The 13,895-nt window shown below is 55.0% G+C and carries 13 protein-coding genes; 6 read left to right on the top strand and 7 right to left on the bottom strand.

Annotated features, from left to right (window positions below; all coding sequences use genetic code 11):
* Positions 1–152: 152 nt before the first annotated feature.
* From B0B07_RS03265 to B0B07_RS15215, 3 genes are all read left to right on the top strand, one after another.
* A complete protein-coding gene (locus B0B07_RS03265) occupies positions 153–509 on the top strand; it encodes a CidA/LrgA family protein (RefSeq protein WP_076756920.1) in 357 nt (118 codons plus the stop codon).
* A gap of 5 nt (positions 510–514) precedes the next feature.
* On the top strand, positions 515–1,186 hold the full coding sequence (locus B0B07_RS03260; RefSeq protein ID WP_076757488.1) for an LrgB family protein: 672 nt from the start codon (positions 515–517) through the stop codon (positions 1,184–1,186).
* Positions 1,187–1,267: 81 nt separating this feature from the next.
* A complete protein-coding gene (locus B0B07_RS15215; protein WP_159438414.1) occupies positions 1,268–1,438 on the top strand; it encodes a hypothetical protein in 171 nt (56 codons plus the stop codon).
* Between the two features lie 96 nt (positions 1,439–1,534).
* On the opposite strand, the gene B0B07_RS03255 is transcribed toward B0B07_RS15215, so the two are convergent.
* From B0B07_RS03255 to B0B07_RS03240, 5 genes are all read right to left on the bottom strand, one after another.
* Positions 1,535–3,226: a DUF2207 domain-containing protein gene (locus B0B07_RS03255; RefSeq protein ID WP_076756919.1), complete on the bottom strand. Its 1,692-nt coding sequence runs from the start codon at positions 3,224–3,226 to the stop codon at positions 1,535–1,537.
* A 143-nt stretch (positions 3,227–3,369) separates the two neighbouring features.
* Positions 3,370–4,074, bottom strand: coding sequence for a hypothetical protein (locus B0B07_RS03250; protein WP_144264277.1), 705 nt, complete (start codon positions 4,072–4,074; stop codon positions 3,370–3,372).
* 99 nt (positions 4,075–4,173) lie between these two features.
* Complete coding sequence (locus B0B07_RS03245; protein ID WP_076756917.1) at positions 4,174–5,829, bottom strand: DUF2207 domain-containing protein; 1,656 nt, start codon at positions 5,827–5,829, stop codon at positions 4,174–4,176.
* A 79-nt stretch (positions 5,830–5,908) separates the two neighbouring features.
* Positions 5,909–6,079, bottom strand: a complete 171-nt coding sequence (locus B0B07_RS15210) for a hypothetical protein (protein ID WP_159438413.1) — start codon at positions 6,077–6,079, stop codon at positions 5,909–5,911.
* Positions 6,080–6,283: 204 nt separating this feature from the next.
* Positions 6,284–7,585, bottom strand: coding sequence for an acyltransferase (locus B0B07_RS03240; RefSeq protein ID WP_084186519.1), 1,302 nt, complete (start codon positions 7,583–7,585; stop codon positions 6,284–6,286).
* A 264-nt stretch (positions 7,586–7,849) separates the two neighbouring features.
* Here B0B07_RS03240 and hutU point away from each other — a divergent pair, with 264 nt between their 5' ends.
* Both hutU and hutI read left to right on the top strand, forming a co-directional pair.
* Entirely contained in the window at positions 7,850–9,544 is a 1,695-nt protein-coding gene (gene hutU, locus B0B07_RS03235) for a urocanate hydratase (protein ID WP_076756915.1), read from the top strand.
* Entirely contained in the window at positions 9,541–10,839 is a 1,299-nt protein-coding gene (gene hutI / locus B0B07_RS03230; protein WP_076756914.1) for an imidazolonepropionase, read from the top strand. Before hutU ends, hutI begins: the two co-directional genes overlap by 4 nt.
* A gap of 167 nt (positions 10,840–11,006) precedes the next feature.
* Here the strand turns inward: hutI and B0B07_RS03225 are convergent, their stop codons facing one another.
* A complete protein-coding gene (locus tag B0B07_RS03225) occupies positions 11,007–11,138 on the bottom strand; it encodes a sporulation histidine kinase inhibitor Sda (RefSeq protein ID WP_234982260.1) in 132 nt (43 codons plus the stop codon).
* Between the two features lie 341 nt (positions 11,139–11,479).
* Between B0B07_RS03225 and B0B07_RS03220 the strand changes: the two genes are divergently transcribed.
* Positions 11,480–12,613, top strand: a complete 1,134-nt coding sequence (locus tag B0B07_RS03220) for a M20 family metallopeptidase (RefSeq protein ID WP_076756913.1) — start codon at positions 11,480–11,482, stop codon at positions 12,611–12,613.
* Between the two features lie 142 nt (positions 12,614–12,755).
* Here B0B07_RS03220 and B0B07_RS03215 read toward each other — a convergent pair whose 3' ends face one another.
* On the bottom strand, positions 12,756–13,724 hold the full coding sequence (locus B0B07_RS03215) for a proline dehydrogenase family protein (RefSeq protein ID WP_076756912.1): 969 nt from the start codon (positions 13,722–13,724) through the stop codon (positions 12,756–12,758).
* Positions 13,725–13,895: the final 171 nt, after the last annotated feature.

The following is a 13,895-nucleotide window of genomic DNA, read 5'->3' as shown; positions in this document are numbered from 1 at the left end:
TCCTCCCGGGTTATGGTGTTGACTCGATTGTACCGGAAGGGGGCTGTCTGATGCACCGGATCCGCTTTTTCATCCACGGTGCCTTGACCTTTCCGGCAAGAGGCGTAAGATGTATAGAAGTGTTAGACGCAAGCCCGGGAGATGAACGATGCATGAAGAAATTATTGCAACTTGCCTTGATTTTCCTCTTTTACTGTCTCGGAATGCGGTTGAAGGAATGGCTCGGACTGCCGATTCCCGGCAGTATCGTCGGCCTGCTCCTCCTTCTCGCATTCATTCTTTTGTTCAAGGATCTGCCGGTCAACCGCCATGTCGAAGGGGCCCAGGTGCTGATCCGGAACTTCACGCTGTTTTTCATACCGACCACAGTGGCCATCATCCTGTACCTCGGCCTGTTCGTCACCTGGAATGCCGTGTCGGTGCCCGCCGTCCTTTTTAGTACGCTGGCGACCATTGCACTTGTCGGCTGGCTGCTGCAGCGCTTCACGGAAAGGAAGGATGCCCGGTGAAGGAGATGCTCCTCTGGCTGTTCGGATTCCTGCTGACTCTCGCTGCATACCGGTTCGGCATTTATCTGTACGGTAAATACAGAAAAACATACTTTCAGCCGCTCATTGTGGCGACTGTCATTCTTTGCGCCATCCTGCTTATCTGCAACATTCCCTACGATACTTACATGAAGGGTGCGGACCTGTGGAATTGGCTCCTCGGGCCGGCTGTCGTTGCGCTCGCCTATCCGCTTTACTTCAATTTACCGATGGTGAAGAAGTATTTTGTTCCGATCTTGCTCGGCGTCATCGGAGGTGGACTGTTCGGCCTGTTCAGCGGCTACTGGCTGACGATGGCCCTCGGAGCGGACCCTGACGTCGTGCGGTCGGTCATCCCGAAAAATGCGACGACTCCGATTGCAATTGAACTGTCGGCAATGGCGGGGGGCATCCCGTCCCTAACCGTTGTCTACGTCATGATCGCCGGAATCGGCGGTGCGACACTCGGCATCCCGATCCTCGACCGGTTGCGCATCACACATCCGGTCGCCCGCGGACTTTCCATCGGCATCGCTTCCCACGGCTTCGGAACCGCCAAATTGTTCGAAGAAAACGACAAAGAAGGTTCCATTGCCACGGTTGCCTATATTCTGACGGCCATTTTGTTGACCATTGTCTGCACGATTTTCTTCAGTTGAATCGATTGAACCCCCGCCGGTGCACCGGCGGGGGTTTTACTTGCTGCATAGGAATCATCATCAACAGATACCTCTCTCGGTTTGGGGGGCGATGGCTGTGCATTTGAAGGGGGTGTCGCCCTGGAATGGGCGGACAGACAGGGGGGACGGTTCCGGTCGCTTGCCGATGTGTTCATCGATGACACTTGGGGTACCCGGAAATTCGGCGGCCCGATGATGACCGTCGAGAAATTCGAAGAGTTGATGAGCTGAAAAGATGAAGCAAGGCCCCTCCGGAGGCATTTTACCGGAGGGGCTGTTTTATCCAACTATTGAGGACCTTGATTGAATGGCATCGCCGGAAGAAGTTCAGAACGCCCCGGATCCGCCCCCGCCGCCTCCGGTGCCACCTCCGCTTGAACTGCTTCCGGAAGAAACGCTTGAAGCGTGCTGGGCTGCATTGGAATTGGCGCCGTAGAAGGTGTTGTTCATGAAATACGGATTGATGTAGAGGGCCGGTGTGGACGATGAACGGTGTTCGACCGAGCCGAATTCTTCAAATTCTCCGCTGAGATGTTTATCCTTCGCTCCCACTGCGTAAATGTAGCCCCGCAGCCGGTCATCTTTCGGCAGGTCACGCCAATGTCCGGGATCCAGTTTTCCGAATTGCTCCGTGAATGCCTCCCAGCCGGCCCGGATCCGGTGGCCTTCCGGAGTGAGGGGCCGCAGAAGGAGAGCGGAAGTGAACAGTCCGATGATCAGCGGAACGGCGAACAGCACATGGGCGATCGATCCCGCAATGCCGATATAGATCGCCAGTCCGGTCAGGACCAAACCGGAAAGGGACAGGATGATTGCCGAACCGGTCCGTTTTTCTCTGAGCGCGGAAGACTTTGTTTCATCGTTCACGGCGCCGAGCCACTTGGCCAGCTCCGCTTGATAAAGGTCGGCCTGCTTCTCCGATTTGGTGAGATCGGGGAGAAGGGACAGATCAAAGTGTCCGTCGGGGCCGGCAAAATCCCTGAACAGAAGGTCCAGAAGGATCTGCTCATGCGGGTGGTCCGGCGTTTGGTCTGTCCGTTCAAATACATGATCGGACAACTGGACGACGAGCCCTTTCCGGATCAGGTCAAGAAGCGCAGCGGACAGCCATTCGGGACGCGCCGTGCCGGACGGGGCAGTGAACTGAAGTATGGCAGGCATGCTGAGTGTGCCATCCGGAACCACGAAATGTCCGCTCGTGGCTTCCCGCCTGGCCTCTTCTTTTTTCCGTCGTGCGATCAGCCCTTCTTTCAACAGGATGACCAGCAATAGGGCACCGGCCGCCGGCAGTGCGATGTTGCCGGCGGTTGCCGCATGCTCCCGCCGGGCCTCCGCCGCGGCGGCTTCCTCGGTAATCCGGCCCCGTTCCGCTTCAAGGTGGTCCCTGATCGTCCCGCCTGATGCCGATAGGGCAGGGAACAGGGGCGCATCGAAGACCACCCGGATGTCCCCGTTCGTTCCGGCCTTCACGGGAACCGGCCCGAATCGCGCGGTTCCGTCGGGTTCCACCTGTTCGGTCCCCATCATGGCATCGTAGCCCAAGGCATCCGTCCTCGATGAAGGAGCGGGGGGGTGGACGCGAATCGTCATTTCCCCGTAGTCGGACTCGTTCCGGTCATCGAAAAACGGCCAATAAAACTCGGTACCGTCTTCATATTTGTCCAATGCGTCCATGATCGTATAGTTCATGTCGACGGTGACGGTTTCGTTTTTGCCGTCCCTGTAAACCTTATACAGGTTTCCGTCCTTTTCCGACTTCAGTTTGTCCCCGTTTTCGGTGGCAATGAAATCGATGAGGGCCGTTCCGGATTTCGGGACGAGCAGGCGGGTGATGCCATTGAACTTGCCGCTGAAGCGGTATGTATGCGATTCGGTCACATCCACCCGTCCGTTTTCATGGACCTGTGCATCAATCACGGTTTTTTCGATGTCGTAGTCGGCTGCCAGCACTTTTACCGGCAGCATGAGCACCAGGCCAACCGCCAGGCCGGCGATCAGAATGCTGAACCAGCATTTCATTCAAACACCTCCGCTCAAAGGGGAACAGCGACATCCAGTTCCCTATGATCGGTAATACGGGATGGCCTTCAGAAAAGTTTCAATACTTCACCGAGAGAGGTAACGGCGGCTGCAGGCTTGAGCTTCTGCCGGCAGGCGGAACGTCAAAGGCCGTCGAAGAATTCATAGGCCCCGTCGCCGAGCGGATCATAGGTGATGGCGCCATCAAAGTAGCGGGCATGGAGAGCGGCATCTGCAACGGGGTCCTTGCTGTTTCGGGTGATGGCAATCCCGCTGATCGACTGGAAGACGGCTCCCCGGGTGAAGTAGACGACATCATGGTCTGCAGCTATGATGCGGTAGATGCCTGCGCGCCTGTGGAGTTTGTTCAGCATCAAGAGCGTTTCATCGGACAAGACCGGATTGACTGTTTCCGGGATTTCGCCGGGAGACGCCGGAAATTCATCGCCGATCGAAATGTTGCCGGCATCGATCGAATCAAATATGAACGAGGCCACCTCCTGGAACTCCTTTTCCTGGTGTACATATTTTTCCGTCTCGTCCAGTCCCGGCAGGAGAAAAGAGAACAGGGCGATTGCAAGGATCAACATGACGGAGGAGGGCGGAGCCTTGCGCCTGACTCCCAGGATGAGCATCCATATCCCTCCTGACAGCAGCAGGAAAAGGGACGGAAGGCGTACGGCCCAAGACAGGAACTGATCACCGATCACGAATTTGGCGTACAACAGAATGAAGGCTCCGGCCAGGGTGAAACCGGCCGCCAATCCGGCCCCCCATCCTCTCTTTGCCATGCCCCGCAGGAGGACCGCAGCTGAGGCCACAACCATAGGCAGGATAAAACCACTCATCGGATTGCCCCCTTTTTCAATGGGACGGCCAGGCATGGGACGGGTTCCGCCATAAAAGAAAGCCCCCATGCGACTGGTCATGGAGACAGGTTTGACATCTTAAAATGCACCTGAGCCGCCGCCACTGCCGCCGACTCCGGATCCGCCGCCGCTTCCGGAACTCCCTGAGCTGGAGGATGAGGCATTCCGGTCGGCGACTGCCATGCCGCTGCCCAGAGAAGCCGCGGAGTGGGCTGATATGAGCGGCCTCAGCCCGCGGGTTTCAAATGGTTCAATCTCGGGGATATCCGGGCCGGGTACCGCCGGATCATTGCACCCGACGGCATAGATGAGCCCGCGGATCCGGTCCGTCCTGGAAAATGCTGCCCAGTCAACGGGCCGAAGCCGGGGAAGGACCTCCCTGAATAAGTGCCATCGCACCTGTATATCACGCCCGTACCCCGTATAGGGACGGATCAGCACCAGCATGGCGACGGCCGAGAGCAGCATGAGGAACGCGGTCATATAGGGCCAGTCTTGGTCGAGCATCACGGTGAAGTCACAGGCGGCTACGAGCAGCCCGATGACTAACAGAAGGAGAAGGATCGTCGAGAGCCGCCGCTTTTTCAGGGGGGCTGTCTTCAACTCTTTTTTTACTGCTCTTTCCCAAGACTTCACTCCGGCCAAGTACTCATCCGCACCGTCCCCGGAGCGTGTCTTCAGCTCCAGCTGCTCCAGGTTGAACCGGCGGTCCAGATCTCCGAAACGATCGAAAAGCAGATGCATCAGCCGGCGCTCGTGAAGAAGTTCCGGCTCCTTGCCGGTCGGTGCGTACAGAATGTCAGACTGTTGTTCGGCATACCCGTTCCGGATCAGATCCAGAAGACCGGCCGAGAGCCTCGAAGAACGGGAAGGGCCCGCGGTGAACCGGATCAGCGCCGGCATGCTGAGCGACTCGGGCGGGACCGAAAACTTGTCTGCCTCCGCTTCCCGGAGGGCCTTGCGCCAAAGCCGGCCTGAACGGCGCCACTCATCGACCAGAATGAACAGCATCAGCAGACCGGCCGCCGGGATGAGCACGGTGACGGCGATTTTCGCCCGGCCTTCCCTGTTCTCCAGCTCTTTCCGGTCCTGTTCGACTTCATCACGGATGGTCCCTTTTTTCGTTACCCCTCCATGGAACAGGCTGCGATCAAAGACCGTCCGGATATCCGCTTCGGTTCCTGCAGGAACCGGTCCCAGGTCAAAACGCGCTGAGCCGTCGCCGGAAATGGTCCCGGTCTCCTCGGCCGCACCGTATCCGAGCGCGTCCGTCCGGCGGGAAGCGGCCGGAGGATGGACGATGATCGTCATATTGCCGTAGCCGGCCCCGTTCCCGGAGTCAAAGAACGACCGGTAAAACTCTGCACCATCTTCATACAGACTGACCGCACCATGAAGCGTGTACTCCAGCTTGATCCGGACAGTCGAATCACTGCCCTGGCGATGGACCCTGTATGTCTCGCCAGATTGTTCAACAGACAGCGGACGTCCGTCTTCATATGCTTTAAACCCGTCCACCGAGGTCCCTTTCCCGGGGTGGATGGTCCTGGTGATTCCGTTGAATCCCCCGTTGAACGTATAGACGAATTCTTCTTTGACATGGACAAGACCGCCTTCAGTCAGACTGGCCTCGATCAGTGCGTCCTCAATACGGAAATCCACTGCCGACACGACTGCCGGGAACAGCAGGATCAGCAGGAACAGAACCGCAAACAGCCTCCGGAGATGCCGCATGCCCATCCCTCCATTATCCAATCATCGTAACTACCATACGAAATAAAGAAAGAACAGTTTCATTAAAAATGGGAAAGCGTCAGTCCGCTTTCCCGTTTTCTGCAGTGTTTCCTATTTTTTTTTCGGAATGATTCCCGTCTGCATCAGCCGACAAGTCGATAAATCCGGACATCGGGCCGTCTTCTTCACCGGCCGGCCTGCAGATGCCGGTTTCGATATCGCAGATCAATTCAGGTTTGTTTTCCTTCACAGAAAGTCCTCCTTCATGCAGGCAAGAGAAAATCTTGCTGTTATTTTATATGGGCGGTCATAGACCGGATGAAGTGATGAAATGAGGACAGCCTGCCTTGCAGAAATGGGGATTTCCACTCTGCATGTCGGCAAGACGAAAGCCTGATCCCAGCTCATTTCAGTCCTCAACAAAAGAAGCTATACATCCATTATGGTAACAGATTCACACTGGCTTTTCATTTTTGGGCCGTGGTCTTTTCCCCCTCAGCGGGCACACCGTCTTTCTTAGTAAAGCAACGGCGTATGCCAAACTGAACGATAATGTTACGCACAAAGGCGCAAAGAGGATGGCATATTTTTGTGCAGTAAATAAGTGGTCAGCGATATATTCATAAATGAACTTATCTGTAATGGCAGAAGCAAGATAAATATCCAATGTTAGTACGGAAATAGAGGAGACGGGTACTGCCAGGTTTCTGAACACCCGGGATTTCGGCAGTTCCAGTCTGTAAAGTGCCGAAAACAAGAAGTATGACTGGATGACGATCAATAAGGAGTCGTATGAACCCACGCCGTTGACAAAGGTACCATTGCCGGTTTTCAAGCAAATGACCAACGTTTGGACCAGGGTGGCCGCCAAGAATCCAAAAAGAGAAGCAAGCGGGGGGATTCTGGAGCCGTATCTGCGGATATACACTCCGATAAAATAATAGGTGACCGGATATAAACTGGTCCAAAAGCCCGGGAATCTGATGACTGAAATATAGGGGACGTCTTCGCTGAACGCATTCCAGAAGCCGGGCATTGCGGTGATGAACAATAGAATGACGATGAATATTTGGAAATCCCTCTTGGTTTTAAAGCTCTTCCAAATATAATTTAAAAACGGAATAAGAAGGGCGAGGCCGATGTACATCTCCACATACCAGGCATATCTTACCGCCTCAAAAGTAAACACACTCTTGATCCAAAAGGAAATCGGGTGAATTTCTTTGAACAATAAAATCCGTGCGAGTATGGCAAACAGAGAGAGAATCAAATATATATATACGACGCTCATCGTACTTTTTAAGTATTTTTTATTCCATTCTTTTTCTAATTGCAAGTAACCCGTCGCCAAGAGGAAAAGGGGGACACACACAATAAAGAGCTGCCGGTAAAATACTTGGACATTGAGAGAAGTACCAATAATAGGAACACCATAAAAGTCTGTGTTAAGCAAAAAGTGGACACTGACTACACTGAAAATCGCGATAACCTTGATGACATCAATACCAAAAAAGAGTTTCTTTCCCATGTGACCTCCTGAAAATGACTCAAAGGATGACAAATGGCAATCGAATTGCCATGGACTGTTTTCGAAAATATCGCTCGGAGAGAAGGAGTCATTGATTTGCGATGTTAAGGTTATCATGTATTCCGAATAAGTTGAACCATTGAGACCTTGATGTATGATATTGGCATGTTTACAGAAGAAGGAATGATCGGCGCGGATGATGGGGCAAGGCCCGGTTTCCTTCCTCATCCTCCGCCTATTCGGCGTTTCCGGCCGCTACAGGCAACAGACCCTCAGATGCTTTACGATCACAAACCATCACGGAACAGCATTTTCCATAAGATTGTTTCCCTGCGGTAAACTGTAAAGGTTAGAGAATATCGGCATCATCAGGTTCCAGCGCTCCAGTCCAATTTAGCCCGCTGATGCACCACCACGGTGATCATTTCCTGAGAACGGCTGAACCTTGTCAGAATTCATTGTACAATGGGGGAAAGGGAAGGGGGATGTGAAATGGAAGCGGATACAAATGTACAATCGATTGCAGCAGAGAAAGTGAAGGCCTATACGGGGACCGGACTGCATACGAAGGGGTGGCTGCAGGAGGCGGCACTCCGGATGCTGATGAACAATCTTCACCCGGATGTTGCAGAGCATCCCGATCAACTGGTCGTCTACGGGGGGATCGGAAAGGCAGCCCGCAACTGGGAGGCATTTGAAACGATTGTCGAATCGCTGAAGGAACTGGAGAACGACGAGACGCTGCTGATCCAGTCCGGGAAGCCGGTTGCGGTATTCCGGACGCATGCCGATGCACCGCGCGTGCTCATCGCGAACTCGAACATCGTTCCGGCCTTTGCGGACTGGGACACTTTCCATGAGCTCGATCGGCGGGGACTCATGATGTACGGCCAGATGACTGCCGGAAGCTGGATCTACATCGGCTCGCAGGGGATCGTGCAGGGAACCTATGAGACATTCGCCGAGCTGGCGAAGCAGCATTTCGGCGGATCGCTCAAAGGCACGATCACCCTCACTGCAGGGCTTGGGGGCATGGGGGGCGCCCAGCCGCTCGCAGTCACGATGGCCGGCGGCGTCTGCATTGGCGTGGAAGTGGATGAAAGCAGGATCGACCGTCGGATCGGGACACGTTATCTTGACCTGAAGACGGATTCCATCGATGAAGCCGTCCGGATGGCGGATGAGGCGAAACGGGACGGGCGTGCGCTGTCGATCGGGCTGCTCGGGAATGCGGCTGAAGTCCTGCCGGAGCTGCTGCGACGCGGTTTCATTCCGGATGTCCTGACCGACCAGACATCCGCGCACGATCCGCTGAACGGGTATGTTCCGGCGGGCATGGGCATGGCGGAGGCGGAACGGCTCCGCGGACAGGATCCGGGGAAAGTCATCCGGCTTGCCAGGAAGTCCATGGCAGAACATGTACGGACGATGGTTGCCATGATGGACCGGGGCGCCGTGACGTTCGATTACGGAAATAACATCCGACAGGTTGCAAAAGACGAGGGCGTGGAACGGGCGTTTGATTTCCCCGGGTTCGTTCCGGCTTATATCCGGCCACAGTTCTGTGAAGGCAAAGGGCCATTCCGCTGGGTTGCGTTGTCTGGTGACCCGGAAGATATCCGGAAAACCGATGAAGTGATCCTCCGTGAGTTCAGCGACAACACTCATCTGTGCAACTGGATCCGGATGGCTCAGGAGAAGATCGCCTTCCAGGGGCTGCCTTCGAGAATCTGCTGGCTGGGCTACGGGGAACGGGCGCGGTTCGGCAGGATCATCAATGATATGGTGGCATCCGGAGAACTGACGGCGCCGATCGTGATCGGCCGCGACCATCTTGACTCCGGTTCTGTCGCATCGCCGAACCGGGAGACGGAATCCATGCTGGACGGTTCTGACGCGGTGTCCGACTGGCCGATCCTGAATGCGCTCGTCAATGCGGTCGGAGGCGCCACGTGGGTATCAGTCCACCACGGAGGCGGAGTCGGCATGGGGTATTCCCAGCACGCCGGGATGGTCATCGTCGCAGACGGAACGAAAGAGGCGGAGGCGCGGCTGGAGCGCGTGCTTACATCAGACCCGGGCATGGGCATCGCCCGTCATGCTGATGCGGGTTACGGGCTGGCCATCCGGACGGCACGGGATAAAGGAGTCCGGATACCGATGCTGAAAGGAGAAGAAGATTCATGAATCAACGTCCGGTATGGATCAAACACGCCGCCCAGCTTGCGACGATTGCAGGCGGACCGGCCCCGAGGATCAGGGAGGGCATGTCCGATCTGGGAATCATCGAAGACGGCAGCGTATGGATCGAGGAAGGGGAGATCCGGGCGGCGGGTACAACGGCTGAACTGGAGAAGCGGTACGGGAGCCGGGCGGCGGAGGCCGAGATCATCGATGCGTCCGGCAGGCTCGTGACGCCGGGTCTTGTCGATCCGCATACGCACATCGTATATGGGGGGAGCAGGGAAAAGGAGTTCGAGATGCGCCTTGAGGGTGCGACGTACATGGAGATCATGGAGGCGGGCGGCGGAATCCATGCCACTGCCCGAATGACCAGGGAAGCGACGGAAGAGGAGCTGTTCGAGCAGTCGTTCCGCCGGCTGGATTCATTCCTTTCACATGGGGTGACGACCGTTGAAGGCAAGAGCGGATACGGGATGGATCTGGAGACGGAATTGAAGCAGCTGCGGGTCATGAAACAATTGAACGAGCGTCATCCGGCAGACCTGGTCCCGACGTTTATGGGCGCCCACGCAGTCCCTCTGGAATGGAAGGGGAGGGAAGATGAATTCGTCGATCTGATCATCCGGGACATGCTGCCGAAAGTGGCTGAAGAAGGGCTTGCCGCATTTAATGATGTCTTTTGTGAAGTCGGCGTCTACACGCCCGGGCAGTCCAGGAGAATTTTGGAGGCCGGCAAGGAGCACGGGCTTCTCCCGAAAATCCATGCCGATGAGATTGAACCGTATGGCGGTGCAGAACTGGCTGCCGAAGTCGGTGCCATCTCGGCGGAACACCTGCTGAAAGCGTCGGATGTTGGAATCCGGAAGATGGCGGAAGCCGGGACGATCGCATGCCTGCTGCCTGCGACAGCCCTGTATCTGCGCGAAGAAGCGGCCCGTGGACGCGACATGATCGATGCCGGCGTCCCCGTCGCCGTCTCGACTGACTGCAATCCGGGTTCTTCACCGACGACCTCGATGCCGCTCGTCATGAACCTTGCCTGCATCTCCATGCGGATGACTCCGGCGGAGGCACTCGTCGCCGCCACGCTCAATGCCGCCTGCGCGATCAATATGCAGGACAAGGTCGGCTCCATCGAACCGGGCAAGCAAGCCGATCTCGTCATGTGGGATATCCAAAATTATCAGGAACTGCAGTACCTGTTCGGTGTGAATCACGTAATGAACGTGTGGAAGAAAGGGAAACTGGTCATCAGCAAGGAAGGGGAAATCCGCACGCAGTCGATGCCGGCATACTGATGCACGGGACTGTGTGGGATAGACCTTAAATCTTGGAACATCATGAGCAGGGACGACGGGAGCCTCCTGAGGGAAAGCCGGCCGGACGTCCTTGCTTTTTGCATTAGCCGGAAGAGAAGCAGTTTTATACGGAAATGAAAAAAGCGCGCCTTTGAAGGCGCTGCCGGTCAAGAAGCTGCTGTCGCCTCAGAGAGGGATCGCCGCATCATCTCTTTTTCCAGTAGCGTGATGAAACATTGATTCAGTCCGTGAGCGATAGCAGTGATATAAGTTTCAAACAATTGATCGTCCGTCAGCATGTTCACAGCTCTCACCTCCGAAAGGGTTATTGCCGTCTTGCAGTTTCTACTTTATCAGACAAACAGGGTGAGAACAATCGTTCCATTATCCACAAAAATCAGTGGATAACCTGTGGACGGTTTGTGTAAACCAATCGAATCCTTCTGATTAACGGTGTGGACAGTGTGGGTGAAGTTATCCACAGAGTCTGGATAAGTCGAATCTTGTCGAAACATTTTTCCGCCGTTCTGTTCCTATCCATCCGCTAGTCCACATAAAATGCGGGTTGGGCACCGGATGAGGAGATGCGGATGTTATAATGAATTGCGGAAACATTTAAATCACACTGGGAGTGAACGGAATGAACGAATTTTTGGAGCAACGGCAAGAAGAGATGCTAGGCCTGCTGGAGCGGCTCGTCAATATCGACTCGGGCTCACGAAACAAGCAAGGAATCGATCGGGTCGGAGAAATTTTGAAAGAAGAATACATAGCACTCGGATTCAACGTACAGACCATCACAGAAGAAGTCCAGGGGAATCATCTGGTCATCCGGCACCCGGAGGCACAGGCACCTGAACTTCTCATTGTTGCCCATATGGATACAGTGTTCCGTGACGGCACCGCGGCTGCACGTCCGTTCTCAATCGTGGACGGCAAAGCCCACGGGCCGGGCGTCGTCGATATGAAGGCGAGCCTTGTCTCTCTTCTATTCGCGATGAAGGCCATTTCGGATTCGGGCCTCCGGGGGATTGAAAATGTGGAAATCCTTTTGACAAGCGATGAAGAGATCGGATCGATCACGGCCCGCCCGCTTATCGAGGCGCACACGGAAGGAAAGAAAGCCGCCCTCATCATGGAGCCTGCGCGCAAAGACGGCTCGCTCGTAAGCGGCCGAAAAGGCGGGGGCGACTACACTCTCCATGTCCATGGTGTGGCTGCCCACTCCGGCATCGAACCTGAAAAGGGCAGGAGTGCGGTTGAGGAACTCGCCCACAAGATCATCAAGCTGCATGCGCTGACGGATTACAATGAAGGCATCACAGTCAACGTCGGCATCATCGGAGGCGGGGATGCGACGAATGTTGTCACGCCGGAAGCCGTCGCCCATGTTGATATCCGGACGACTAAATTGTCCCAGGCCGAGCCGATTGACCGGAAAATCCGTGAAATCTGTGCCGTACCGGACGTGGAAGGGACAACCATCACCGTTGAGGGAGCGATCGACCGACCGCCGATGGAGCGCACCGAGGGCACTGCCCGTCTTGTGGAATTGATCAAGGGGATCGGCGAGGGAATCGGAATTGACGTGACCGACACGAAAACGGGCGGAGGCGGGGATGCGTCCTACACTTCCGCGGCAGGCGTTCCGACAATCGACGGTCTCGGACCGGTCGGCGGCAACGCCCATCGGGACGATGAATATATGGAGATCGACACATTTGTACCGCGCTGCCTCCTCCTGGCCAAGACGATCGTCAAGCTGTCGGAGTGAGCCGTCACTTGTGCTGGCGTACAGTGCCTCTCCATATTCCCGGCTGATTGCCCCACTTCCGTATTCCGTTACTATACGCTCATATGAACACTGAAAAGAACGCCGTCCGGGAAATCCCCGGGCGGCGTTCTTTAACTTTGTATTATTTTCGTTTCGTCAGGCGTCCAAGCAGGAAGGCACCGGCTGCAAGACCGATCACCGCATTTGTTTTCGGAGTGAACACCTGTTTCGCGACGAGGTTGAGGTTCTGCGGACGCTCGGCGAGGCGGCGCATAAAATAGCCGAACCAGTCGTTGCCGAACGGCACATACGTCGTAAAATTGTATCCCTCAGATGCAAGCTGGAGCTGCAGATCGCGGCGGAAGCCGTACAGCATCTGGAATTCAAATTTGTCACGGGAGATATTGTGCTCCTCAACGAATTGTTTTACATGATCGATGATTTTGTCATCGTGTGTCGCAATCGATGTGAACTTCCCGTTGAGAAGGTGGTACTCGATCAGTTCGATATAGTTCCGGTCAATTTCCGCTTTGTCTATGTATGCATATTCTGCAGGTTCCTTGTATGCACCTTTTACGAGCCGCAGACGGAAATCTTTATAAGCGCGGACGTCTTCCTCGGCGCGGTAGAAATAAGCCTGGATGACGGTGCCGACATTGTCGTATTCTTTGTGCAGCTCATCCAGCAAGTCGAATGACGGTTGGAGGCGCGCATGGTCTTCCATGTCAATGTTGATGAAAATGTCATGCTCGGAAGCTGCGGCAACAATTTCCCGCAGGTTTTCGTAGCAGAACTCGCGGTCGATATCAAGGCCGAGCTGGGATGGCTTCAGGGAGATATGGGCATCGACGCCATTTTCGTGGATGGCACGGACCACATCGAGGATCTGCTCCTTCGCCATGACAGCTTCGTCACGTTCGAAGACAAACTCACCGAGGTTGTCGATCGTGGCGGAAATGCCGTGTGCGTTCAGTTCGCGAATTGTCTGGATCGCTTCGGGCAGGTTCGTGCCGGCAACGACCGTCTGAGCGCCGAGTTTCAGGCCGTACTTCTTGGCAGCCGTGTTCAGAAGTTGGTTCTGGGAAAGGCCGATGAAAAGTTCTTTGAGCATTTCAAGATCTCCTTGCTGGTGGATTTGATTTTATGAATAAAGTATATCATACCAATCGCCCATAGGAGAGTTTCAGAAATCGGCTGACTATTGAATCTCTTGAACCATAACTGAGTATTGGAAAAATGATGTTGCCCTTTCTTGTTGTAAGAGATAAAATATTTTAAACTG

The organism is Edaphobacillus lindanitolerans (assembly GCF_900156305.1).
In the GTDB taxonomy this organism is placed as follows: Bacteria; Bacillota; Bacilli; order Bacillales_A; family Planococcaceae; genus Bhargavaea; species Bhargavaea lindanitolerans.
This window is presented reverse-complemented; position numbering and strand designations above follow the sequence as displayed.